The organism is Pseudomonas sp. PvP027, from assembly GCF_017833005.1.
GTDB lineage: Bacteria > Pseudomonadota > Gammaproteobacteria > Pseudomonadales > Pseudomonadaceae > Aquipseudomonas > Aquipseudomonas congelans.
This window is the reverse complement of the sequence record NZ_JAFIBK010000001.1, coordinates 792,190-816,133: the sequence shown is the minus strand read 5'-3', so window position 1 is coordinate 816,133 and position 23,944 is coordinate 792,190. Positions and strand designations below refer to the sequence as shown.

At 57.0% G+C, this 23,944-nt stretch carries 23 protein-coding genes and 1 pseudogene; 11 read left to right on the top strand and 13 right to left on the bottom strand.

Going from position 1 to position 23,944, the window contains the following annotated elements; all coding sequences use genetic code 11:
• Positions 1 to 11 precede the first annotated feature (11 nt).
• The 5 genes and pseudogenes from JOE33_RS03115 to JOE33_RS03095 all read right to left on the bottom strand — a co-directional run bounded on the left by JOE33_RS03115 (position 12) and on the right by JOE33_RS03095 (position 4,674).
• Positions 12 to 1,253, bottom strand: a complete 1,242-nt coding sequence (locus tag JOE33_RS03115) for an FAD-dependent oxidoreductase (RefSeq protein WP_054992978.1) — start codon at positions 1,251 to 1,253, stop codon at positions 12 to 14.
• Positions 1,235 to 2,137, bottom strand: coding sequence for a bifunctional methylenetetrahydrofolate dehydrogenase/methenyltetrahydrofolate cyclohydrolase FolD (gene folD / locus JOE33_RS03110; RefSeq protein WP_187625799.1), 903 nt, complete (start codon positions 2,135 to 2,137; stop codon positions 1,235 to 1,237). The genes JOE33_RS03115 and folD overlap by 19 nt, the downstream gene beginning before the upstream one ends.
• Positions 2,134 to 3,000: a formyltetrahydrofolate deformylase gene (purU, locus tag JOE33_RS03105; protein WP_010436655.1), complete on the bottom strand. Its 867-nt coding sequence runs from the start codon at positions 2,998 to 3,000 to the stop codon at positions 2,134 to 2,136. The genes folD and purU overlap by 4 nt, the downstream gene beginning before the upstream one ends.
• Before the next feature lie 276 nt (positions 3,001 to 3,276).
• Positions 3,277 to 3,477: pseudogene (locus JOE33_RS03100) on the bottom strand (DUF4198 domain-containing protein); the annotation flags it as partial.
• Between the two features lie 216 nt (positions 3,478 to 3,693).
• Entirely contained in the window at positions 3,694 to 4,674 is a 981-nt protein-coding gene (locus tag JOE33_RS03095) for an IS5 family transposase (protein ID WP_105223850.1), read from the bottom strand.
• Between the two features lie 218 nt (positions 4,675 to 4,892).
• Between JOE33_RS03095 and JOE33_RS03090 the strand changes: the two genes are divergently transcribed.
• Both JOE33_RS03090 and JOE33_RS26035 read left to right on the top strand, forming a co-directional pair.
• A complete protein-coding gene (locus JOE33_RS03090; protein ID WP_187626257.1) occupies positions 4,893 to 6,383 on the top strand; it encodes a polymorphic toxin type 15 domain-containing protein in 1,491 nt (496 codons plus the stop codon).
• The gene (locus tag JOE33_RS26035; RefSeq protein ID WP_187626256.1) at positions 6,380 to 6,994 is read left to right on the top strand and encodes a GAD-like domain-containing protein; all 615 of its coding nucleotides are present in this window, start codon (positions 6,380 to 6,382) and stop codon (positions 6,992 to 6,994) included. Before JOE33_RS03090 ends, JOE33_RS26035 begins: the two co-directional genes overlap by 4 nt.
• A gap of 97 nt (positions 6,995 to 7,091) precedes the next feature.
• Here JOE33_RS26035 and JOE33_RS03080 read toward each other — a convergent pair whose 3' ends face one another.
• The 3 genes from JOE33_RS03080 to JOE33_RS03070 form a co-directional block, all read right to left on the bottom strand.
• On the bottom strand, positions 7,092 to 7,820 hold the full coding sequence (locus JOE33_RS03080) for a DUF4198 domain-containing protein (RefSeq protein WP_096102323.1): 729 nt from the start codon (positions 7,818 to 7,820) through the stop codon (positions 7,092 to 7,094).
• Positions 7,821 to 7,873: 53 nt separating this feature from the next.
• On the bottom strand, positions 7,874 to 9,985 hold the full coding sequence (locus JOE33_RS03075; RefSeq protein ID WP_054992975.1) for a TonB-dependent siderophore receptor: 2,112 nt from the start codon (positions 9,983 to 9,985) through the stop codon (positions 7,874 to 7,876).
• Positions 9,986 to 10,170: 185 nt separating this feature from the next.
• Complete coding sequence (locus JOE33_RS03070) at positions 10,171 to 11,472, bottom strand: Nramp family divalent metal transporter (protein ID WP_010436649.1); 1,302 nt, start codon at positions 11,470 to 11,472, stop codon at positions 10,171 to 10,173.
• A gap of 161 nt (positions 11,473 to 11,633) precedes the next feature.
• Here JOE33_RS03070 and JOE33_RS03065 point away from each other — a divergent pair, with 161 nt between their 5' ends.
• Positions 11,634 to 12,383: a carbon-nitrogen hydrolase family protein gene (locus tag JOE33_RS03065; protein WP_025991099.1), complete on the top strand. Its 750-nt coding sequence runs from the start codon at positions 11,634 to 11,636 to the stop codon at positions 12,381 to 12,383.
• 6 nt (positions 12,384 to 12,389) lie between these two features.
• Here JOE33_RS03065 and JOE33_RS03060 read toward each other — a convergent pair whose 3' ends face one another.
• The 3 genes from JOE33_RS03060 to JOE33_RS03050 all read right to left on the bottom strand — a co-directional run bounded on the left by JOE33_RS03060 (position 12,390) and on the right by JOE33_RS03050 (position 14,305).
• Positions 12,390 to 13,643 carry an MFS transporter gene (locus tag JOE33_RS03060; RefSeq protein WP_010436646.1) on the bottom strand — a complete coding sequence of 418 codons (1,254 nt, stop codon included), beginning with the start codon at positions 13,641 to 13,643 and terminating at the stop codon, positions 12,390 to 12,392.
• A gap of 105 nt (positions 13,644 to 13,748) precedes the next feature.
• Positions 13,749 to 13,931 carry a DUF1289 domain-containing protein gene (locus tag JOE33_RS03055; protein ID WP_010436644.1) on the bottom strand — a complete coding sequence of 61 codons (183 nt, stop codon included), beginning with the start codon at positions 13,929 to 13,931 and terminating at the stop codon, positions 13,749 to 13,751.
• Between the two features lie 2 nt (positions 13,932 to 13,933).
• Positions 13,934 to 14,305, bottom strand: coding sequence for a hypothetical protein (locus JOE33_RS03050; RefSeq protein WP_010436642.1), 372 nt, complete (start codon positions 14,303 to 14,305; stop codon positions 13,934 to 13,936).
• Positions 14,306 to 14,634: 329 nt separating this feature from the next.
• Between JOE33_RS03050 and JOE33_RS03045 the strand changes: the two genes are divergently transcribed.
• The 5 genes from JOE33_RS03045 to JOE33_RS03025 all read left to right on the top strand — a co-directional run bounded on the left by JOE33_RS03045 (position 14,635) and on the right by JOE33_RS03025 (position 18,149).
• Positions 14,635 to 15,135: a type VI secretion system tube protein Hcp gene (locus JOE33_RS03045; RefSeq protein ID WP_010436640.1), complete on the top strand. Its 501-nt coding sequence runs from the start codon at positions 14,635 to 14,637 to the stop codon at positions 15,133 to 15,135.
• 23 nt (positions 15,136 to 15,158) lie between these two features.
• Complete coding sequence (locus tag JOE33_RS03040; protein ID WP_074594322.1) at positions 15,159 to 15,668, top strand: DUF2778 domain-containing protein; 510 nt, start codon at positions 15,159 to 15,161, stop codon at positions 15,666 to 15,668.
• A 25-nt stretch (positions 15,669 to 15,693) separates the two neighbouring features.
• Entirely contained in the window at positions 15,694 to 15,993 is a 300-nt protein-coding gene (locus JOE33_RS03035) for a hypothetical protein (RefSeq protein WP_025991097.1), read from the top strand.
• A gap of 119 nt (positions 15,994 to 16,112) precedes the next feature.
• Positions 16,113 to 17,204 carry an SMP-30/gluconolactonase/LRE family protein gene (locus JOE33_RS03030; protein ID WP_025991096.1) on the top strand — a complete coding sequence of 364 codons (1,092 nt, stop codon included), beginning with the start codon at positions 16,113 to 16,115 and terminating at the stop codon, positions 17,202 to 17,204.
• A 108-nt stretch (positions 17,205 to 17,312) separates the two neighbouring features.
• Entirely contained in the window at positions 17,313 to 18,149 is an 837-nt protein-coding gene (locus tag JOE33_RS03025; protein WP_187626155.1) for a DUF1206 domain-containing protein, read from the top strand.
• A gap of 123 nt (positions 18,150 to 18,272) precedes the next feature.
• Here JOE33_RS03025 and JOE33_RS03020 read toward each other — a convergent pair whose 3' ends face one another.
• Entirely contained in the window at positions 18,273 to 19,217 is a 945-nt protein-coding gene (locus JOE33_RS03020; protein ID WP_010436630.1) for a DNA/RNA non-specific endonuclease, read from the bottom strand.
• Positions 19,218 to 19,425: 208 nt separating this feature from the next.
• Between JOE33_RS03020 and JOE33_RS03015 the strand changes: the two genes are divergently transcribed.
• From JOE33_RS03015 to JOE33_RS03005, 3 genes are all read left to right on the top strand, one after another.
• The gene (locus tag JOE33_RS03015) at positions 19,426 to 21,039 is read left to right on the top strand and encodes a methyl-accepting chemotaxis protein (protein WP_010436628.1); all 1,614 of its coding nucleotides are present in this window, start codon (positions 19,426 to 19,428) and stop codon (positions 21,037 to 21,039) included.
• 161 nt (positions 21,040 to 21,200) lie between these two features.
• Positions 21,201 to 22,997 carry a methyl-accepting chemotaxis protein gene (locus JOE33_RS03010; RefSeq protein ID WP_010436626.1) on the top strand — a complete coding sequence of 599 codons (1,797 nt, stop codon included), beginning with the start codon at positions 21,201 to 21,203 and terminating at the stop codon, positions 22,995 to 22,997.
• A 178-nt stretch (positions 22,998 to 23,175) separates the two neighbouring features.
• Positions 23,176 to 23,487, top strand: a complete 312-nt coding sequence (locus JOE33_RS03005) for a DUF6482 family protein (RefSeq protein WP_025991095.1) — start codon at positions 23,176 to 23,178, stop codon at positions 23,485 to 23,487.
• 7 nt (positions 23,488 to 23,494) lie between these two features.
• Here JOE33_RS03005 and JOE33_RS03000 read toward each other — a convergent pair whose 3' ends face one another.
• On the bottom strand, positions 23,495 to 23,896 hold the full coding sequence (locus tag JOE33_RS03000) for a RidA family protein (protein ID WP_187626154.1): 402 nt from the start codon (positions 23,894 to 23,896) through the stop codon (positions 23,495 to 23,497).
• Positions 23,897 to 23,944: the final 48 nt, after the last annotated feature.

Sequence of the window (23,944 nt, the reverse complement as noted above, 5' to 3'; positions counted from 1 at the left end):
GTCGCTCTCCGTCAGTGGCTGGCCGCTGTTGCGCCCATTTCGTTGACTTGCTGAAAGGTCGAGAAGCGTTCGAGCGCGAATGGCTTGATCAACTCGGGTACCTTGCCGCCGCTGGCCACCAGTTCAGCCATGGTCTTGCCGCAGATCGGCGTCGCCTTGAAGCCCCAGGTGCCCCAGCCCGCATCCAGGTAGTAATTCCTGACCGGAGAGAGGCCCATGATCGGGCTGTAATCCGGGGTCATGTCGGTGATCCCGGCCCATTGGCGCATCAGTTTGGCGTTGGCCAGAAACGGAAACATCTCGATGGCGTGGGCCAGCAGGCTTTCCTTTAGGTCCAGCGTCGAGCGGCTGTTGAACAACGGGTAGGGATCAGAGCCACCGCCAAACACCACTTCGCCACGGCTGGTCTGTTGCACATAGCAGTGCAGGGCGGACGAACTCACCAGCGGGTCGAGGAAGGGTTTGAAGGGTTGAGTGACCATCGCCTGCAGGGGGAAGGTCTGAATCGGCGAGCGAATCCCGGCCTTCTTCATCATCTGCGAACTCATGCCTGCCACCGCCTGCACGGCGCATCCGCACTGGATGGTGCCGCGATTGGTCTTCACCGCAGTGAGGGTGCCGTTCTCGATCACCAGTTCCTGCACTTCGGTCAGTTGATGAATCTCCACACCGCGCTTGGCCGCCTGCTTGGCGTAGCCCCAGGCAACCGCGTCATGCCGGGCGGTGCCGCCGTCGATGTGCCACAGGCCTGCCAGAACCGGCAGATGGCCGGGGTCCAGATTGAGACTCGGCACCAGTTCGCGGATCTGCTGGCGGTCGATCATCTCGGTGCGGCCGCCGAAATGCTTGTTGACCTCGGCGCGCTGGCGAAACGAGCGGACCGTGGCATCGGTATGCGCGAGGGTCAGTTGGCCGCGCTCGGAGTACATGATGTTGAAGTCGAACTCGTTGGACAGGCCCTGAAACATCTTCACCGACTCGGCATAGAACTTCACGCCTTCGCTGGTCAGGTAATTGGAGCGAATCACCGCCGTGTTGCGCGCCGTATTGCCGCCGCCCAGGTAACCTTTTTCCAGCACGGCGATATTGGTGATGCCGTGGTATTTCGACAGGTAGTAAGCGGTGGCCAGACCATGCCCGCCACCGCCGATGATCACCACGTCGTAGGAGGACTTGAGTTCCTTGGGCGCAGGCAGATCTACCTCTACCGGGTACTCCGAGCTGAGCCCGTATTTCAACAGGTTGAAAGGCATACGGCCTCCGATTGGCTGCGTTGCGCGTGGGCCTGCTGCCGGGCAGCAGTCACGGTGTTTTTCATCAGAAAAGCGATGGTCATCGGGCCGACGCCGCCTGGAACCGGGGTGATGGCAGCAGCGACTTCGCTGGCGCTGTCGAAATCCACATCGCCCACCAGGCGGCTACGGCCGTGGTCCTCGATGCGGTTGATACCGACGTCGATCACCACCGCGCCGCGCTTGAGCCAGCTGGCATCGATCAGGCGCGGACGGCCAACCGCCGCCACGACGATGTCGGCCAACTGACACAAGGCCCTGGCGTCGGTACTTCGGGAATGCACCACCGTCACCGAGCAATGCGCTTGCAGCAGCAGGGCGGCCATGGGCTTGCCAACGATGTTGGAACGACCGATCACCACCGCATGCTTGCCGCTCAGATCGCCGCAGGTTTCTTCGAGCAAGTGCAGGCAGCCGCTGGGCGTGCAGGGCGTCAGTACATTGCGTCCCTGACTCAGGCCACCGACGTTCTCACTGTGAAAACCGTCAACGTCCTTGCCCGGATCTATAGCCTGCAGGACGCGGTTTTCTTCTAGGTGAGCGGGCAAGGGCAGTTGCAGGAGAATGCCGTTCACCGTGTTGTCGGCGTTCAATTCGGCAATCAACGCCAGTAAGCGGGCCTGGCTGCTGTCGGCCGGCAGACGGTGTTCCAGCGAGCGAATGCCGGCTTCCTCGGCGCGCAGGATCTTGTTGCGTACGTAGACTTCACTGGCCGCGTCGTTACTGACCAGAATGACCGCCAGTGCCGGTTCGATCCCTTCGGCCTTCAAGTTTTCTACGTCGTGTCTGATCTGCTGCAGAACGCGAGCGGCGGCGGCCTTGCCGTCGATGATGTGTGCACTCATCGGAACACCACCGTTCGATCCGTGTTGAGAAACACGCGGTGCTCCAGGTGATATTTGACTGCCCGCGAGAGCGCAATGGTTTCGTTATTGCGTCCCGCCGCGACCAGATCGGCAGGCAGGTAGACGTGATCGACGCGCTGCACTTCCTGTTCGATGATCGGACCTTCGTCCAGGTCGCTGGTGACGTAATGCGCGGTGGCGCCGATCAGCTTCACGCCGCGCTCGTAAGCCTGGTGGTAGGGCTTGGCGCCTTTGAAGCCCGGCAGAAACGAGTGATGGATATTGATCGCCCGACCCGCCAGTTGCTGGCACAGGTCGTCGGAGAGAATCTGCATGTAGCGCGCCAGCACCACCAGCTCGGTGCCGGTCTCATCGACCACCTTCATCAGCGCGGCTTCCTGCGCAGCCTTGGTCTCTTTGGTCACGGGCAGGTAAATGAAGCGAATACCCTCACGTTCGGCCATCGGCCGCAGGTCCAGGTGATTGGAGACGATGGCGGTGATGGTCATGTCCATTTCGCCCTTGTGGTAGCGGTACAGCAGGTCGGTCAGGCAGTGATCGAACTTGCTGACCATCAGCAGCACACGCATCGGCCGGCGCGTGTCATGCAGCTCCCACTGCATGGCAAAGTCGTTGGCCACAGCGTCGAAGCCGGCTTTCAACTGCTGGATGTCGCCCTCATGACCATCGTTGAAGCGAAACACTGCGCGCATGAAAAAAGTACCGCTGTACTCATCGTCGAACTGGGCCATTTCACCGATGTAGCAGCTGTTGCCAGCCAGGTAGGAAGTCACCGCCGCGACAATGCCGGAGGTCGCCGGGCAGCTGATCTTCAGGATGAAATGGTTCTTCTCGTGTTGCATGGCGTGTCCTCTGAAGGGTGGCGGCAGTTTGGCGCAGGGCGAAAAAGGTCAGATGCAGAGGTGTTTCGTCGATGAATAAAATTCTCTACAGGAATTTAATATTCTTGAAGGCTGTTTTATAGGCGAAAGGAAATCCAGCGTCCAGAGGTTTCTGGAAACTTTGTTTACTAAAGGGAATATGGAGGGGCGAGGCAGCCGGGGGAGCGGAGCTCAGGCTCACGCTCCTGAAGACAGAAAACGCCTGCAGCAGGCGTTTTCCGAAAGCAGGAAGGGGGGTTACTCGTGATGCGCCTCACCGACAAACGTCAGCGAGGTAAATAAGCCGCGTTCAGCGATGTCGGCGTTGTCCTTGACGGGTAGCGTGACCTCGGCCGCGATGACATTCAGCCCCTCATTACGCACGATGACGCTGGCCAGGCCTTGTGCATCGGTTTCGGCGCTGACGACGTCCGGTGCGCTGCGGTAATCGCCGATCAGTGCTGTCCTCACATGCCGTCGCGAAACGACGTACCCACGTTAGCTGTGGGAGCTAGGAGCTAAGAGCCAGGGAAAATAAAAGAATTTATCTAGGGATGCTCCGATCAACTTGCTGCGCAGCGGCGGCGAGTCGCAATTTGCCCGGCACCCAGCGCTATTTGCTGAAAATGGCCTGATGCAGCGCGCGTTGAGGGCGTTTCCGCCCGGTTTTCCGTGTTAAACGCGCAACTCACCCATACCCATCAGCTGTTTTCGAGCCATCCACAGATTCGACAGGGCGAACAGCGTGGTCAGCTGAGCTGTGTTTTTCATCAGCCCACGAAAGCGCACTTTCACGTAGCCAAACTGACGCTTGATTACGCGAAACGGATGCTCGACCTTGGCCCGTGTCTGAGCTTTGCAGTACTCGATCTTGCGCTTGGCCTTGTAGAGCACGCTGCGTTTATTGAGCCTGGAATACGTGCTGCGCCGCGCAGCGATTTGCCAGATGACCTCACGATTTTCATGCTCTTCACGCTTCTCGACACCGGTGTATCCCGCGTCTGCATACACCGCGTTTTCTTCGCCGTGGAGCAGTTCGGCGACCTGCGTGACATCGGCCACATTGGCCGCAGTGCCATGAACATGATGAACCAGGCCCGACTCCGCATCGGCGCCGATATGCGCCTTCATCCCGAAGAAGTATTGGTTACCTTTCTTCGTCTGATGCATCTCGGGATCACGCTTTCCTTCCTCGTTCTTGGTCGAGCAAGGGGCATGAATGATGGTGGCATCGACGATGGTGCCCTGGCGCAGGGACAGGCCTTTCTCTTGCAGATAACCGTTGATGACCGCGAGGATCGCAGGGGCCAGTTGATGCTTTTCCAGCAGGTGCCGGAAGTTCATGATCGTGGTGTCTTCAGGTATCGGGGCGCTCAAGGTCAGGCGTGCAAACTGGCGCATGGGCGTGATTTCGTAGAGCGCTTCTTCCATGGCCGGGTCGCTCAGGGAGAACCAGTTCTGCAGCAGATGAATGCGCAGCATGGTTTCCAGAGGATAAGGTTTTCTGCCTCCGCCGGCCTTGGGGTAGAACGGTTCGATCAGGCCCAGTAGACCTGTCCAGGGCACGACCTGATCCATCTCGGCGAGGAAGCGTTCGCGGCGTGTCTGCTTGCGCTTACCGGCATATTCGAAATCGGAAAAGCTCATCTGGCTCATGGGCGGCTCGGATCAGGTGGTCAGGCGTATTTCAGCACATTTGAAGACTTGTTCGGAGATTCCCTAGAGTATCGATATGTTCACATTTTTCAGGAAGGCAGCGGTTTTATATAGCTGTGTCTTTGCCCTGAATTATTTTTTGAGGTATTAATCATGTTCAGGCGGTATTTAGCCATGGAAATGTGGGTCTTCAGTCTAGCAATGGATAATTTGCGCATATGATGATATTGAAAGATGTCCCGCATTGGGATGAGATAGAGAGAAACCTCACTGATAAATTTGATGATCTGAATCAAGCGTTTCACCAGTCTTGGGCTCAGGCTGAACCGGAGTGGCATGGTTTTACAAGACGTATTAGTTCTGGCTTTGATAGAACTTATGGTTATTTGGGTGGGGGGCGGATTGATTCGGTCAGGGAGGCGCTTAATCACTCATATCCGATGGTTCTAGAGCGTCTGAGAAGGCGCTGGGTCGATCTTGATATTGATCAAATTGTTGATGTGCTGGTGCAAATTTCGAGAGAGGTAGCTTTAATACTTGGTGGTAGCGTGGCTATCGGCTCGATTGTAGGCGGTGTTGCGGGAGGTTTTTTCTTAGGAGCAGGCGCTGGACCCGGCTTGGTAGTGGGAGGGGGTGTAGGGCTTCAAGTCGGCAGTTTAATTCTTTCCGGGCTGGGTTTGTATTCGATTGCTGAATATTTTTATAAAGGCCTGCCTGAATGTCTATTAACGCTTCAGGATGGTATAACCACCGCTTGGAGTGCAGATCGGGAAACATCCGTTGGTGTAGATCCAACTGGCGGCGCCAGGGCGCGTAGGGAGTACGCCATCGATTCAGCTTCTCGGCTTTTAGCGAGAGGGCAGGAGCAGTTCGTAACGCTGTTGTTAACTGCAATAGTGACATATTTGACTCGCGGGCAGATTAAATCTGGCCTTACGAGCGGAGTAGAGAGTCTAGCAGCGCGCAGTGCAAAACTCCGAAGCGAGATTTCGAACCGTAGGCTTGCAGACTGGCTGGCCAAAAACGAACAGAAACTTTTAGTACACCCGGATTTTCAACCTGTAGACTCACCTAAGTTCACTTTTAAACAGGCCGAAGGCGACGCGGAACCATCAAAGCCGAAGCCTAAAACTAATCGTCTCGAAAGGCTCGAAGAGTTAAACATAAAAGACTTCAATCCCTATGAGAATCCGCGCTTTAAAGAAATGTCTTCAGTGGAGAAACAAAAGTTCTTAAAGAGTTACAGTGCTCAGTTAAAAGCACAGCAAGATGCAATCAACAATATGACGGCCGAAGAGTTCAAGTCAGCAAGGGACTCATACAAAAGCTTTGGTAGAAATCCTGCTGCTGACGCTATGCAGCGGAGGATGGGCAAGCAGCTGGAAAGAGAGATTGCGGAGAAAATACAAAAAACGCTTGTAAAAAAAGGTGTTGACATCAGGGAGGCGATAATTCAGGCAAAAGCGCGAGCGAAGGACGTAAGGTCAACCGTTGCTGCACTTCATGAACCGGATATGGTTGCGGGCGGTTGGTTGAATCCGAATCCCGTTAGGATGGGGGACTCAAGTGTAAACTCTTCTATAGGAGGAAGTTGGTCCAGCAGACTTAGTGCCTTGGATGATGCTGTTGAAAGTGCTATGCTTGACGGTAATGGTAGTGCGAAATTAAATGTAAGGCTTAATGTGTTAAGGGGAGCAACTGCGCCGTGAGAGACGAAAGTTTTGAAATATTCGTTGAGGCAATGGGTGAGCCTGTAAAGGTTCGTTCTGCGTTGGAGTCAGTCATAGAGAAATACAAAGGTGTTTTGCCGGATGTCTTGCTTGATTACTGGCGCAGCGAAGGCTGGTGTGGTTATGCGGATGGTTTGTTCTGGACCGTAAACCCGGATGATTATAAGCACCTGTTAGATATGTGGCTTTCCGGTACAAAATTCTCCAGCATTGATAATTATCATGTTGTCGCACGAAGTGCGTTCGGTGATTTGTACGCTTGGGGAGAAAAATATGGCAGAAAAATCGTCGTGTCTTGCCCGGGCGATTATATAGTTTCACTGGCGGATGAAGCCGACGTTCCATGCGATGATCCTGACCAGGCCATTCAATCATTCTTCGCGATGTCTGATCCGGAAGATTACGATATGGAGGATAGTGACGGCATGCCTTTGTTTGAGCGCGCGGTACAAAAGCTGGGGCGTTTGAATGACGACGAGATGTACGGATTTCAGCCAGCGTTGGTTCTAGGAGGGTCCGTAACACTGCAGAATCTGGTGAAACTTGATCTGGAAGTTCATCTGACTATTCTCCATCAGTTGAGTCGGTAGTCGTTTCTCTTACGTCTTAAAGATATTTGATTTTAGAGGGCTATCTGCACAGTGCATCTCAATACTCATCGTGTTGAGATGCACTGTTAAAACACAGTCAGTCGTGATGCGCCTCACCGACAAACGTCAGCGAGGTAAACAAGCCGCGTTCGGCGATGTCGGCGTTGTCCTTGACGGGTAGCGTGACCTCGGCCGCGATGACATTCAGCCCCTCATTACGCACGATGACGCTGGCCAGGCCTTGTGCATCGGTTTCGGCGCTGACGACGTCCGGTGCGCTGCGGTAATCGCCGATCAGCTTGATACCGGCGGCAGGTTTGCCGTCGATCAGTACGCGCACCGGCAGTGGTTTGCCTGCGCCGACTTTCAAGGGGTCGGTCTGCGGCACGATCACGAAATTCAGCTTGTTGAATGCTGGCAGATGCGCGCCTTCGGCATAAATGGCCACGCTGTATTTGAAGGTGTGGATGGAGTCGGTGCCGTTGGGCACTTTGCTGCGTCCTTCATTGATCCATTTCTTCTCGGCGTTGCGCGTCCACATGCCGTTATCCAGCGCTACGCTCATTACCGCAGGCGGCTTGAGCGGCACCAGACGCGCGTGGTCTTCAAGGCGTTGTACCGTCACCGGGATCATTTTGCCCTGCAGGTCGTAGGCCCACGCACCGCTGACCTTCTGTGCCTTGAAGGCATTGTCTTCCGCGCCATGACCGTAGACCACTTCGATATTGCCGCGACGCTGTTCGGTCCACAGACCGTGCGCATTGACGTGACTGGCGAACAAAGCGCCGAGCAGGCCCAGGGCCAGGAAAGGTTTGCTTGAAAGCATGATGCATCCTTGTTGTTGGGAGCGGGGTGTTGTGAATCGGGTGGTCATGGGCGTCAGAGACTGAGGGTCAGGCTGACCGTGAAGTTGCGCGGTTCGCCAGGCGCGACCCAGTAGTTGCTGTAGGAGCGCTCGTAGTATTTTTCATCGAAAATGTTGTTCAGGTTCAGACCCACCGTGACGTTGTCGCTGGCTTTGTAATGCGCCAGCAGGTCTACGGTCTGGTAGGCCGGCAGTTCGAAGTCAGAGCCCGACTGCCCCGAGCGGTCGCCGACGTAGGTGTACGCAGCGCCCACGTCCGAGCCGCGCAATGCGCCTTCCTGGAACTCATAGACGCCCAGCAGGCTGCCGCTGTGTTTGGCGACGCCGAGGATGCGACTGCCAGTGGGAATGGTCTGGTCGCCCTTGGTCACTTCGGCGTCAATGTAGGCGAAGGCACCGATGACCCGAATGGCTTCGCTGACCTGCCCGGTAAACTGCAGGTCGAAACCCTGGCTGCGAGCTTTGCCCACCGCACGATTGGTGTCGGTGCCAGGATCCAGGGCGAGAACGTTTTCCTTCTCGATATGAAAGGCGGCGAGGGTCGTGCTCAGGCGATCGTCAAACAATTCACTCTTGATGCCGACCTCGTAGCCGACGCCTTCTTCCGGGTCGAAGGTTTTGCCGGCGGCATCCAGGCCATTGTTGGGTTTGAACGAGGTGGAGGCGTTGGCGAACAGGCCTACCTGCGGGGTGAGCTGATAAAGCAGTCCGGCGCGCTGAGTGAAAGCGTCCTGGCGCTGCCCTGAGGTGGCGTTGGTGGTGAAATCATCGACCTGTTGATCAAAGTGTTCGTAGCGTGCCCCGATCATGCCGCGCAGTTTGTCGGTAAAGACAATCTGGTCCTGCAGGTTCAGCGCACGACTTTCGACATGCTCGTAAAAATCAGTACCGGAGCGTGCGCCAGCAGGTTTCGGCTGGCCGTAGACCGGGTTGTAGATGTCGATGGCGTAGGGGCTGCCGGCGATGGTCGTGACGCGTTCGTTCTTGCGATAGTTCTCGTACTCGGTGCCGATCAGCACTTCGTGCTCGACCCCCATGCCGTCGAAACGACCGCGTAACTCCAACTGGGTGATGCTGTCATGCCAGTTGTTGTCGCGCTCACGATAACGGCGATTGACAGTGTGCCCGTCGGCGTTCAGCGGGCGCGCCTCGCTGGCAAAACCCGACATCTCCCCCTGTTTGTAATGGCTGGCCAGACGCAGCGACCACACATCGTTGAGCTGGTGGTCCAGCGCGAACTGGACCATGTTGTTGTCGTTATCGATGTCATCGTCCGGCTCGCCGAGGAAGGTCGAGCGGGATACGCCACTCCACTTGTTATTGGGGGCGACCACGCCTCGGTCGAAAGTCGATGTGTGGCGCACAAACTCGGTTTCCACCAGCAGACTGGTGTCAGGGTTCAATTGCCAACTGAAGGACGGGGCGACAAACACCCGTTTGCTCTCTACATGGTCACGAAAGCTGTTGTTGTCTTCGACAGCCAGATTGACCCGCGAAAGCAGATTGCCTTCTTCATCCAGCGGCGTGTTGACGTCCAGCGCGGTGCGATAGCGATCCCAACTGCCTGCGCTGGTCTGCAAGGTGGTAAAGGCTTCACGCTGCGGTTTTTTGGTGACGATGTTGACCGTGCCGCCCGGATCGCCACGCCCGTACAGGCTGGCGGCGGGGCCTTTCAGCACTTCGATACGCTCGATGTTTGCGGCATCCGGCGTGGCAGGGTAGCCGCGGTTGGCGCTGAAGCCGTCCTTGTAGAATTCGGACGTGGTAAAGCCGCGGATGCTGTACTCGTAAAGCGTCAGGCCGCCGAAGTTATTCTGCTTCGATACGCCCCCGGCAAAATCCAGCGCGCGCTCGACATTGTTGCTGCCGAGGTCCTTGAGCACTGAAGCAGGCACCACGCTGATCGACTGCGGAATATCCGCGATGGCGGTATCGGTTTTGGTGGCCGTGGCCGAGCGGGTGGCGCGATAGCCCTGGACCGGGCTGGTCGCCGTTTCGTACTGATAGTCGGAAGTGACGTTGACGCTTTCCAGTTCAATGGTCTGCGGGCTTTCCTCCGCGTAACCCGTATTACCAAAAACCCCGATTGCCAAGCCTGCCAGAGACGCGATTCTACGAGACGACATGTGAGACTTCCTGATGATAATAGATACAATATAACATCTCTTTTGAGAATTATTGCTGTTTGTTAAGGGAGATGTAAACGCGGCATCTATCAGCAGGGATCCCGGGTTGATGCTCAGGATTCACGTGGTGGGAAAGGGGGTAACGTGCAAGGTCCATTTCAGTCGAGGAAATGGACCTTGCTCACTCATGCCAGCAACTCTGTCCCGAGTTGAAATGCCACCCACAACGCCAGTCCGGTGGCAAAGGTCAGCGCGATGTTTTCGAACCAGTTGTTGCGGTATTCCTTGCTCAACAGTGACTTCTGATTGGACATGATCAGCAGCCCCAGCGAGATGACGGGCAACCCGATGATATTCAGCGCATTGACACCCAGCGTCAGGGTCACGAAGTCCGGCATGCCGGGCAGCGACCAGATCAGCGGGGTGACCAGAATGAACAGCATGAACCAGCGGTGCATCGGGTCGTTGTGAAACACTTTGCCGTAGCGTTCGCGGCGCTTGGGCTGGATGTGCTGGAAGGCATCGGTGATCAGCATCGGAAAGGCTGTGGTCTTGCCGGAAATACTGGCAAACAGCGTGGCGAACACCCCGATGAAGAAGATGTACCAGCCCAGCGGGCCGAAGAAGATTTCCAGTGCCTTGCCCAGGTCGGCCAGGGTATTGACCTGAATGCCGTTGGGCCGCAGGATTTCGACGCCTACCACCCAGATGGCCAGGTTGATGATGATGCCGACGATCACCGCGAACAGCAGATCGTTGCGCTGGATGCGCTTGTGCTCGGGGCCGGTCCAGCCTTTTTCACGCATCACGTAAGGGTGGACGAAGTTGGCGATGGACCCGGCCACGGCACCGATCACCGAGACCGCTACCAGCAGCGCGCCGTGCACGCCTTCATCGGGTGGGATGCTGAAGCCGATGGTGCCCTTGATGATGCCGGTGACATCGGGCCCGGACATGATCGCCAGGGTCAGAAACGCCAGGGTCATGATGGCCAGCAGCACCTTCATCACGCCTTCGATCATTGCGTAGATATTGCGCCCCACCAGCAGCCACACGGCAATCACCACGGCAACGGAGCAGAGCAGTGGCTGGTTGATGTGCAGCAGCATGGCAAGCGCCTCGCCGGCGCCCTTGATCATATAGGCGTTGATCAAATGGCCCATCAGCAATGCGTAGGCAAGCATGAACCAGGCGAACAGCGGGTGCAGTTGCGCATAACCCTGGAGGATGGTCATGCCCTGGTTATTGCAGAGCTGGAAGCGGGCGATGATGTTGACGATCAGGAACCTGAGCAGCAGCGAAATGGCCAGTACCCACATCATGGCGTAGCCATAACTGGCGCCCGCAACCGATGAGGTGATCAGGTCGCCCGCGCCCAGCCAGGACAGCACGGCGATAATGCCGGGCCCCAATAGCTTGGCAAGTTTCTTGAGACGGGGTTCGGCTACTGGCGTGGCCGTTTCTTTGAGAGACGGGGTATGCGGCATGCGGTGAATCTCCATTTTTTATTGTAATGAGATGTCAGTCACTGCCAGACAAGATAAGACGTCGTACAACATTGGTCGTGAGTGAAAATGTAACTATGTGTGAACCGGCTGCGAGTCGGGCTAAGCTCGCGTCTGCCAATCCTGTCTTCTCTGAAGAGCCAATGACGTTTCCAATACTCGCCGCTGCCCAATCCTGCTCTAGACGTGGAGATATCCAGCACAACCTCTCCGGGCACCTGGCGTTCATGCAACGTGCTGCTGAACTGGGCGCCAGTTACTTGCTGTTTCCCGAGCTGTCACTGACAGGCTACGAACCGGATCTGGCTCGCGAGCTGGCCCTGCTTGCCGACGATGCGCGTTTGGCGCCGCTCGCGGCACTGGCTGTGAAATTGCAATTGACGACCACCGTTGGCGTGCCACTCAGGGGGCCGAGCGACAGTGTCCTGATAGGCGCATTGACCTTCACCGCTGCGGGCGATGTCATCGCCTATGCCAAGCAATACCTGCATCCCGGTGAAGACGCCGTATTCACTGCCGGCAATCAGGACTGCTATCTGCTACTTGATCAGCACCGAATCGGTCTGTGCGTATGTGCAGACTTCAGCCACGCCGAGCACGCGCAACGCATGGCACAAGGTGGAGCCTGGCTGTACGCAGCCAGTGTGCTGATCTCGCCGGGCGGCTATGAATACGATGCCGGACTGCTTTCGGGGCATGCCCGCCGTCACTCGCTGCCGGTGTTGATGGCCAATCATGGCGGGGCAACTGGCGGCTGGCTGTCGGCGGGGCGCAGCGGTCTGTGGGACGAAGCAGGGCGTTGGGTCGGCGGCATGCAAGGTGAAGGAGGTGGTCTGGTCGTCGCGACCCGCCAGCGCGAGGGCTGGCAGGTCAGAGCGGTTACGGTGGACTAAGGCGTTTCACGCGCCCACGGCATTTTCCGGTTTGAGCCCGGGTTGGTTATGCGAGGGTGAAAGGGTCTCCGGCACGGTCAGCCACAACAGGCAGAACGCGACCGCTGCCACACCGGCAAGGGTGAGAAATGCTGCGCTGTAACCTGCTGCATGCACGACAAAACCCGCCAGGCTGTTGCTCAGCGCTGCGCCCAGCCCGAACAGCGTCGACAGCGCCCCAAGGCTCACGTTGAAACGTCCGCTGCCTTGAGTGAGGTCCTTGACCATCAATGGGAACAGGGCACCGAACAAGCCCGCGCCGATGCCGTCGAGCATCTGCACCGCCACCAGCCAATAGGGATCGTCGGAAAGGGTGTAAAGCACACCTCGAATCGGCAAGAACAGAAAGCCGGCCAGCAACAGCGGCTTACGCCCCCAGACATCGGCTTTCATGCCTACCAGCAGCGCGGCCGGTACCATCACCAGTTGGGCTGCAACGATGCACGCCGAGGTCAGCGGCGTTGCCATTTGCATGTTGATCTGTGACAGCTTCTGACTTACCAGCGGCAGCATCGCCGCGTTAGCCAGATGGAAGAGGGCGCAGCAGATACCGAACATCAGCAGCGGCTTGTTGCTTAACAGCGCAGAAAGGCCCGAAGGTTGATGACCACTGACGTCGTGACTGGCGTCAAAGCCCCGAGCCACGTCGTGATCGATGGCGTCTGCGGAAACAAAGCTGACCGCGACAATACTCGCCAGCGCCATCGCGGCCATCAGGTAAAACACCGCAATAGGCCCGAATAGATAGGCGAAGCCGCCAGCCAGAAGGGCTGCGCAGGCATTACCTGCGTGGTTGAACGTTTCGTTGCGCCCGGTACGGCGGGTAAACGCTTTGGGCCCGGTGATGCCCAGCGAAATGGCCGCGATGGCCGGTGCAAATACCGAGGCCGCGATGCTGCTCAACGCTTGGGTCAGGGCAACAATGGAAAAAGACGAAGTGAAGGGCAGAATCAGGCAACTCAGCGTCACCAGCAAGGCCGCCACACCGATCATGGCGCGCTTGTAAGGCGTGCGGTCGATCAGCGCCCCGGCTGGTGTCTGGGTCAGCAGCCCGGCAATGCCGGCAATGGTCATCACCACACCGATGCTGGCCGGGTCCCATTTGTGCACCGCCAGCAGATAGATCGCCAGGTACGGGCCCAGGCCATCGCGGACATCGGCAAGGAAGAAGTTCAGGCTATCCAGTGAAAGGGTGTTGCGGCGATCTGCATGACTGACCAAGAGTGAAGTTCCTGTAATTCGTCCGACCCCAGGCAACCGAGTCACGGGTAATACTGACCCGGGCCGTTTTAAAGAAGTTTCCACACCGAAGATGAAATTTAGGCTTCAAATGCTCTTTTTCTGCAGGCTTTTCAGCCGCTGGGTCGCACGTTGCACGGCAGCCATTTTTTGAGGCCGTTTCATGCGCTTCCACTTACGGATATCGTCCTTGGTGCGCCCGCAGCTCACGCACAAATCGCCGCTGAGCTGGCATACGGAAATGCACGGGTTTTCGATGTCCTTGGCCATGCTCAACCTCGTCTGGCGTATTTGCGTTTGATGCGCTGCTGCCAGTCGCCCGCGTTCTCGCGCAGGCACAGCTCTTCGCAGTCAACATGCACATGGGCCGATGGATTCGACAGGCTGACCTGAGCATCGTCAAGTGCCTCTACCGTCAGCCCGATCATCCGCTCCACCAGCCCGCGGGCCAGCGCAGCGTTCTTGTCGGCCAGCGTATCAAACACCCACACCACCTGCAGGCTGGCCGGGAACGCCGCGTAATCGACTTCATGAGTCAGCCAGCAAAAACCGGGCATCTCGGCCTTGGCGGTCTCGCAGGCGTGCGTCAGAGCGCTCACCAGACGCCGATCTGTCCGGGCCTGTTCGCGTTTGCTGGATGGCATGGTGGACCTTGGAGTGTAGAGGGAAAGATGGTCACGATACCTTATGCCGGTATTGCTCGCAGTACTGATCAACCACATAAAACGGGGAACGGCGCCTGGCGTCGGTACCCTTCACGTGACGCGCCACAAACAAATGAATGTTTATTGTTAAACACAATTTTGCGATGAGTCCCTCATGATCTTCGGACCGGGATGATGGAGTGGGTGATCGCAGTTCAGGTAGTCTGGTAGTCAGTAAACCGATGTAGTTTCAGCTGGGCTAAAGAGCGTTACAGGCTTGAAAGGCCAGGCCGTTGAGCTGTTTTTAATGTATCGACAAGGAGCGTTACATGGCATTTGATACCTATATGCACATCGAAGGTATTCCGGGCGAATCGTTTGATGAAGTGTTCAAAAACTGGATTGAGCTTTCCGACTTTGATGTGGGTGCCAGTCAGTCAGCTTCAGTGTCGACGACTAGCGCTGGTGGAGCGAGCAGCGGACGAACCACTATGAGTGACTTCTTTTTTCGCAAAACAGTAGATAAATCTACCCCCAAGCTGCACGAGGCTTGTTGCAGTGGGAAGCACTTTAATGAGGTGACTATTGCAGTAAATCGGGCGGGTGAAGAAAAAATTAAATATCTAGAAATAAAACTGGAAGAAGTCATGATTTCTTCCGTATCGCTCAATGCTAATGGCGCTGCCGAGAATGGATTTCCCACTGAAACAATACGTCTTAATTATGGGCGTATAAAAATGCTCTATACACAGCAAAAGCGTTCCGATGGCCAAGGTGGCGGACAGGTCGCGGGTGGATGGGACGGCATAAAAAATAAAGTCTATGCTTAATCTTGGCAAGAGACGGGTGCCCAATGTCTGATAATCCTAATATTGCATACTGCCGTTTTTTGTTAAATGGTAAGCCTACAAGTCATTTGCGTTGCGGACATGCTAGCTATGAAGCGTTTTCAGGTATGGGCGTTCCTTTTGTTAATAGCCCGCAGTATCAGTCTGTGGAAAAAAAGGGTGCCATTCCAGCGGGGCGATATTTCATCGTTGATCGGCAAAGTGGGGGGCATCTCGGTTGGATTAAAGAGCCCATACAGGATTTTATAGCTGGTACGGACCGGGGGGAGTGGTTCGCTCTTTACAGGGATGATGGAGAGGTTGATGATCAGACCACCATTGATAATATAAGGCGTGGCGCCTTTAGACTCCATCCCGTTGGGCCGCGTGGTATAAGCCAAGGCTGTATCACCCTTAACTCTCAGGTTGGATTCGATGAGCTCAAGAAGTATCTTCGCAGTCAGCGCGGTGAAACGCTTCCGGGAACGAATCTGAAGTATTATGGCGTAATAGATGTATCTGTTTTTAGTGAGTAGTGAACAATCCAGAATGAAAAAAATAATGAAACTCATCTTTCACAGTGTGCTGATTCTGGCGCTTTCTGTACTGCTTACCAAATGGCTCGTCGCATGGGGTCTGTTGGGCTGGCTACTTCAAACTGAAGCAGGCCTCGATCTGTATGTTTCGGCTACAAATACCCTGGGCATAATCGGTGGCGAGGATGGAGAGTTCATGCTCCTTGCCTTGATGGTATTCGTAATGCTGGTGCCATCGGCGTTTCTTGTAGGCACCGCAGCTAAAATGCTTGACAAGTTCAGAGCAGAACGGCAGTCAGCAGCAAATAAGAGAGCTGGCAGATAATGCTCAACGCAATCTGATCGCACTCGGCCATTATTCAAGCCATCCAGCGGTATCTTGTAGGATGACGTGCGGCCGCAAGACGCGCGCCTTTCCGATAATAAAGATAACGGATGCTCATCATGGAATTCTCATCGTCAGGCAATACACCCGATCACAGCCGCAGGGGCTTTCTCAAGCAGTCGCTGGCGGTTTCTGCAACCGTTGCCGCCATTGGCGCATTGCCGCGTCTTTCCAGTGCTCAGCCGCTGACCCAGCGCTACCCCGACCCGCTGGTCAGTGTGCTGGACGACAGCTTTACCCACATACGAATCTTCAATGCCAGCGTCGAGAAGCTGGCCAGCGGCATGCGCTGGGCCGAAGGGCCGGTGTGGATCGGTGACGGTCGCTACTTGCTGGTCAGCGACATCGCCAACAATCGCATCATGCGCTGGGACGAGGTGACGGGTGAGCTGTCGGTGTACCGCGAGCACTCGAACTTTTCCAATGGCATGTGTCGCGACCGTCAGGGCCGGCTGCTGGTTTGTGAGGGCTCCAGCACGACCAACGAGGGGCGGCGGGTGACGCGCACCGAGTACAACGGGCGCATCACCGTGCTGGCCGACAGTTTCGAGGGCAAACCTTTCAATTCGCCCAACGACATCGCCTGCAAACGTGATGGGTCTATCTGGTTCACCGATCCTACCTTCCAGGCCGAAAGTAACTACGAAGGTCAAAAGGTCAAACAGGAGCAACCCTTCGGCGTCTATCGCATCGATCCCTCGAACGGCAAAGTCTCCAGGGTGATCGATGATCTGGCAGGTCCGAACGGCCTGTGCTTTTCGCCGGACGAGAAAACCTTGTACGTGGTCGAAGGGCGCGCCAAACCCCACGGTCTCATCTGGGCGATAGCGGTCAATGACGACGGCACGCTGGGCGAACGGCGCAAGCTCATCGAAGGCCTGGACTACGCAGCCATCGACGGCATCAAGTGCGACGAGAGCGGCAATCTGTGGTGCGGCTGGGGCGGTAATGGTGATCCCAAGGCAGATATGGAGAAACTCGACGGCGTGCGAGTGTTCAACCCTCAAGGCAAGCCCATCGGCCATATCAGCCTGCCCGAGCGCTGCGCCAACATCTGCTTCGGCGGGCGAGAGGGCAATCGGCTGTTCATGGCCAGCAGCCATTCGCTTTATTCGGTGTTCGTGAACGCCCGCGGTGCCACGTTTGCCTGACGGCGTATGGCCCGATGACGGCGCATGACACGACGCGTCGTCAATCGGGTCGAACCCCTAGGGCTGTGCCCGGTCTGTTCCTGTAATTACTTTCAGGGATAGTTATTTATGTCGGCGCAACGCGGCCTTGTTCTACTTGCACGAGGCGGCTATGCCGCCCGTGGTGTTGTTTATCTGATTATCGGTCTGTTCGCGGTACTGGCGGCGCAAGGATCCTCGCAGCCGGCCGACAGCCACAGCAGTCTTGAAGCGCTGTTGAGTCAGCCCTTCGGCGGCGTTCTGGTCGGGGTGGTGATCGTCGGTCTGCTGGCGTTCGCGGCATGGCGCGTTTTGCAGGCTACGCGAGACGTTGATCATCATGGTCGCGAGTTCAAGGGGCTGGTGATTCGCGGAGGTCTGTTGGTGGGCGGTTTCACCTATGGTGCTCTGGCCTTCTTTGCCCTGAGCCTGCTGGTCAGTGGGCTGAAGAGCTCCGGAGGCTCATCGGAGGGTGGCCAGGCCAAGGACCTGCTGGCAGCCATTCTGTCCTGGGATCACTCCAATCTGCTGGTCTACGTGGTCGCCCTGGTGCCACTGGGGCTGGGCATTGTGCACATCATCAAGGGCTACAAGGCGTCCTTCGAGAAGTATTTCGAGGCCGATGAAGACGTCATGAAGTACGTGCGTCCGGTATCGCGCTTCGGCCTGATCGCCCGCGGCGTGGCATTCATCGAAATTGCCGCGTTACTGGCGGTAAGCGGTTCCAGTTATCAGGCCATGCACCCGCCGGGCATGAAAGATGCGCTCAACGGTTTGCAGGATCTGCCGGCAGGCGGCCTGGTATTGCTGATCGTGGCGCTGGGCCTGATCGCGTTCTCGGTGTACAGCTTTGCCCAGGCTGCCTGGCGCCGTATCAATATGGATGTACCTGACGCGCCGGAGGCCGTAGCGCGTCATTTCCGCTGATTCAACCGCCTTGTCAGAGGACGCGGAACCCACTGACGGCGCGCCAATGCACAGCATTGGCACGCCAGTCCGTCGGATTGCGTGTAACCGCGAGCCTCAATGTGCCGGAAGCCTATCTGCAAGTCAGACCCGAATATCCTGCGGACCGCGGATCTGGGCTTCGATGCGTGTTCCTGTCAGGCGTTCTTCGTTGGAGAACCCGTCGTAGCTGGACAGGTCGCCAAAGCGGATACCGGTGAGTTGCTCGATCTGCGCGACGCTGCGTTGCCAGGTTTTGAGCGGCCCGAACATGATGTCCAGCTTACCCAGCTCGCGGGTCTGGTCGATCATGTAGGCGCTGGCCGAAGGCTTGCCGTCATCACCTAGAAAGGCCACGACTTTCCAGAATGCCGAAGGGATTTTGACGTTGCGGTAGCTGCGGTCGTCGTCGCGCAGCACCGGGCCGGTGAATACCGTTACCCGTGATTTCCAGCGCCGTGTGTTTTCGAGAATGTAGTCCTCCAGCTCCAGCCATGTCTTCTGATTGAACGCACCCATCTGCGGCGAGCAGTTGGTGAAGTGGAAGGTGTCGCTGTTGGCAACTTCGGCTTCCTTGCCCCAGTTAGGGTCCTGACGCCGGACCAGATGGCCGCGATCCAGCAGGTTGTCGGCATACACGCTTTCGCCAATCTGCGCTTCGGCGGGCAGGCGGCCGTCAAATGCCCAGGAATCCTTGCTGCGCTTGACCTCTACGCTATTGGCACCATCGATGTTGACGCCGACATACAGCGCCAGACGCCGACTGCGTGACATGGTGATGGAAAAGTGTGTGTAATCGAGGCGGTCCCCTGTGTTCTTCAAAGGATAGACATCCGGCGCAAGTTCCTCGTCAACTGTCGGCCAGGGCACGATGAAATCACCGAGGAAGTTCTCGGCGTAGCCGGTGCGCTTTTTCAGGTCGCTTGCCGGTGTGGTACGGGGTGCGGCCAGCGCCTGTGGCTCGAGCAGCGTCGTAGTCGACGTCAGAGGTTTGAGGTCGGCAAGGCGGGGACGGTAGGCGAGATCGATGGCGAACTTCTTGTCTGGCACAGTGCTTGCTCCTGTGGGATGTATTGAATGTCTTCACTTCACCATAGACGCGTTACAGAGCGGCGTCAGGCCGGACGTTCAACCTTATCGTCTGCCGATTCGGCACTATCCGGTAAATAGGCTTAAGTATCTGGCAACGTGCGTCGATAAGCTGTTTATAAGAGCAATCCGCAGCTCGCGTTATTTCATTGACCGGAGGGGCTACAGGATGTCGATAAGACTACGTCTGTTCTTGCTGATAGGCACCAGTGTGCTGACCGTCATGATCATCAGTCTGGTCAACTATCTGGGTAATACGCGCACAGAGGCAGCGATGCTCGACAGTGAAGTCAGCATGGCTGCGCTGGGCAATCACCTGGAAGCCGACATGATGCACGACGCGCTGCGTGCCGATGTGCTGTCAGCGATGCTGTTCGGCCTGGGCAGGAGCGACAGCACGCGTGACGAAGTGCAGGCGTCGCTCAATGAGCATGCCGCGCTGTTTCGCAAAGTAGTAAGCGATAACCTGCAACTGCCGCTCACAGACACGATCAAGGCAGAGCTGAGCAAGATAAAGCCGAGCCTCGATGCTTATATCAGCGCGGGCGAGCGGATCGTCGGGCTGGCCATCGATAGCCCGGACCGCGCGCAGCAAGAGCTGGGTACTTTCTCCAACGCCTTCACGCAGTTGGAAGGGCAGATGTCGACCTTGAGCGAACTGATCGAGGGGCACTCAAAAGCCAGCGGCGAACGCACCCGTCAGGCCACTAGCAGTGCCAATGTGACCTTGGCGGTCGTGCTTTTGATCAGTATTTTGCTGCTGCTGGTCCAGGGTCACTGGGTGACGCGCAGCATCATGATCCCGCTCGCGTCCGCCAGCCGTATTGCCGATGGTATTGCCCATGGCAACCTCCGCGACCCTATCGACGAGCCCCGTGGTCGTGACGAAGCCAGCATGTTGATTCGCAGCCTGGCGATCATGCAGCGTGACCTGCGCAGCATGATCGAAGTGGTGCGCAGCAACGCCAATGACGTCAGTGGCATGAGCCGTCAGCTCAGCAGTGGCTGCCATGAAGTGGCCGACAGCAGCCGGCAACAGAGTTCTGCTGCCGGCACCATGTCGGCGGCGACCAGCGAGATGACCGCAAGCATTGAAGAAATCACCCGGCATGCCGGGCAAGCCCTGGAAATGGCCGGTCAGGCCGAATCCCTGGCCAAGAACGGCGGTCGGGTGATCCATCAGGTGGTTAGTGATATGGACAGCATCGCCCGTTCGGCGCAGCAGTCGGCTCAGGTGATCCGCACGCTGGACAAGGACTCGGAAGGAATCTTCAATATTATCCAGGTCATCAAGGGCATTGCCGACCAGACCAACCTGCTGGCGCTCAACGCTGCCATCGAGGCTGCCCGTGCTGGCGAGCAGGGCCGGGGTTTTGCCGTGGTGGCCGACGAAGTGCGCAGCCTGGCGGGGCGCACCAGTGCTTCCACTCAGGAAATCACCGCCATGGTCGCGCGCATTCAGCAGAGCACCCGCGAGGCGGTTACCAGCATGGAAGCCGGTGTGGCTCAGGTCGACAAGGGCATGGCGGTCACCGCCGAAGTGGAACGTGCGATCAGCGATATCCTGGATGCCACATTGAGCACCACGCAATTGGTCAACGACATCACCCGCACCATTGGCGAGCAAAGCCTGGCCAGCAATGAAATCGCCCATCAGGTAGAAATGATTGCCAGCATGTCCGAGGGCAACAGCCGGGTAATCGTCCAGACCGCCAGTACCACCGATGAACTGTCGGTGATGGCCGGGCAGCTTTCACAATCGGTTGATCGTTTTCAGCTGTGATATCAAATTGCCCAACTCTGCAGTACTCTGCGGCGCGAAAAGCGCCGTGAGCTGTGTGGCTGAAGTTTTTCGCCTGCGCTGAAGGCGAACGCATTAAAGCTTTGGTAGCGACAGACGTTAACCATCGCACGAGAATCACCCTTGTACTCAGGAGCAGCAAAATGCAGACGTTAAAGGCTTTGTATGAGTCAGTTGAAAAGCAGTTTTTCAACACGCTGACCAAGAAGCTATCAAGCCTTTTCCTGCTGGTCCTGGTCAGCGCCCTGCTGTATTGGGTGGCGCTGAACATCCGTTCCGACATCATGCTGCAGTTGCGCGGTACGCAAACGGACCCTGTCGCGCTGGGCGTGATCCAGAGCCAGCTTGATCTGCTGAGCAACGCGATTCTGCTGAGCACGCTGTTTACGTTGGTCATGGTCAGCTTCATGGTCTGGTATTTCCGCCACCTGATCGTGCGTCCAGTGATGTCCATGACCCGTGCGCTCGAGGAGGTCGCCAGCGGTGAGGGTGATTTGTCGAGGGATCTGCCGCTGCTCACCCATGATGAAATTCGCGGGCTGGCCAGTACCTGCAATCTGTTTCTGGCCAAACAGCGCGAGATCATCAGCAGCATTCAGGGGCTGACTGTACAGATCGCCGTCGAGTCGGCGCGTTCGCTGAAGAACATCAGTGATTCCAGCGACAGCGCGACCGATCAGGCACGCTTCGCCAGAGAGGTGATGGACCAGAGCAACATGGCGGTGGGCAGCATCGAAGACGTCTCGCAACAGACGCAGGGCATTTCCAGCACCACTGCGCAGAACCTGAACATGGCGCGCGACTCTTACGCCGAATTGCTGGAAGTGACTGGAAACATCAGCCAGATATCCAGCAGTCTCAATGAGTTCGGTGGGCTGGTCTCCGGCTTGAATGAGCGCTCGTCAAGCATCAAGTCGATCGTCGGCCTGATTCAGCAAATTTCCTCGCAAACCAATCTGCTGGCGCTCAACGCGGCCATCGAAGCGGCGCGGGCGGGGGAGAGTGGTCGAGGTTTTGCGGTGGTGGCCGACGAAGTGCGCACGCTGGCGCAAAACGTCAGTAAAGCCACTGACGACATCTCGCGCAACATCGACGCCATGCTTCAGGAAGTCAGCTCCACACACGAACAGACCATTCAGATCAGCCACAGCGCCCGCGAAACCCAGCTGGTGGTAGAACGTGCGTCCGGCCATTTCGAGAGCATGATCGGCGATTTCGAGTCGACCAACGACAAGCTCGCCGACATCGCTGCGCACATTCAGCAGTTCGCTTCCACAAACACGGGGATCAATGAGCGAGTAACGCGGATCTATGCCGATAGCCAGGCCATCGACCAGCGCATGCAGCACTCCGCGACCGCCACCCGGGATCTGTCCAGTGTGGCCGAGCAGGTGCAGGCGCTGCTCGGGCGATTTGTGCTTGGGCATGGCGAGCTGGATGCGGCGATTACTCGCGCCAGTCAGTGCCGTGACATTCTGCAAGTACGCCTGGCCGAGCTGCACAAGCAGGGCGTCAATCTGTTCGATCAGAGTTACAAGCTGATTCCCGGCACAGATCCGAAACAATACACCACCGGCTACACCGAGCGTTTTGCGCAAATCTGCCAGGACGAATGCGACAAGCTGACCAAGGGCACACGCGGCGGCAAGGTCACCTTCATCGTCGACAGCAAAGGTTATTGCCCGGTCAACAACAGTTGGGTATCGCAAAAACCTACCGGCAACCGCGAAGTCGATCTGCCGGTGTGCCGCAACAAACGTATGTTCTCTGATCCGATCGGCCTGCGCGCTGCGGGCAACAAACAGCGTTTTCTGTTGCAGACTTATTTGCGCGATACCGGAGAGATTATGACCGAAATCGATGTGCCGTTCTTTTTCGAGGGGCGCCACTGGGGCAACTTGCGGATGGGCTTCGACGCAGCACTGCTGTTGGGCAAATAAGCGAGGGCGCGACGTGCGCGCCCGTTGTTCGATGCCGACCCACAGTGACATCGCTCAATGTGTTTCATGCACTGACGACAGGCGTGTTCAGGCTGGCCTGAACCGAAACGACTGAACGTTTGCGCCAATAAAAGCTCCATTTTCAAGCGGCGCTGATTTCCAGAACGCCACCGGAGGTGTGACTTTGAAAATTCAAGACCTGACCAAGCATGTAAAGGATCAAGCGGTTCGTGAACTCGATCTGATATCCATGGAAGGCGGTTCCTACGTACTGCACGCGAAGCTCGACGGCCAGTCTGTGCCAGTGGAGGATTCGAGCGGAAAAACCCTGCACGTTGCCTCGGTGGAAGAGGCGCGCAAGGTGCTGTCTTCAGTGTCTGACGTAAAGCTGTTCATGACCCAGGCTGTGGCGCATGACGAAATGGTCGGTCTGGACGATGTCCGTGCACAGGCTTCGCGGCAAGAGATACCCTTGCGCTCCAGCCTGTAACCGCCGATCAGGCGTTGCTGCGCCTGACCGCAACGCACTTGATTTCGAGCAGCAACCCAGGGTGTGCCAGTTCGGCCACGCCGATACAGGTCCAGGCGCACTGGCCACGCGGGAATATGCGGTTTTTCACCTCACGAAACACCGCCATATGCTCGCTCATGGCGACGTGATAAGTGGTCATGTCGACGATGTCGTCGAAGGTGCAGCCGCCCTCGGCGAGCACCGTGCGCAGATTTTCCCAGCAGGCGATGAATTGCGTTTCCGGGTTGAGAATGACTTCCATATCCCGCGTACGTCCCACCTGGCCCGCGCAGTACAGGGTATCCCCAACCCTGACCGCAGGTGCATAGCCTGCACGGTCCATGATCGACTGCATGGTGGGCGGAATGATGAGCTCTCGGTCTGACATGTTGTAACACCTGTTCGTAACGCTTGAATGTGCAATGGCTGATCTGGC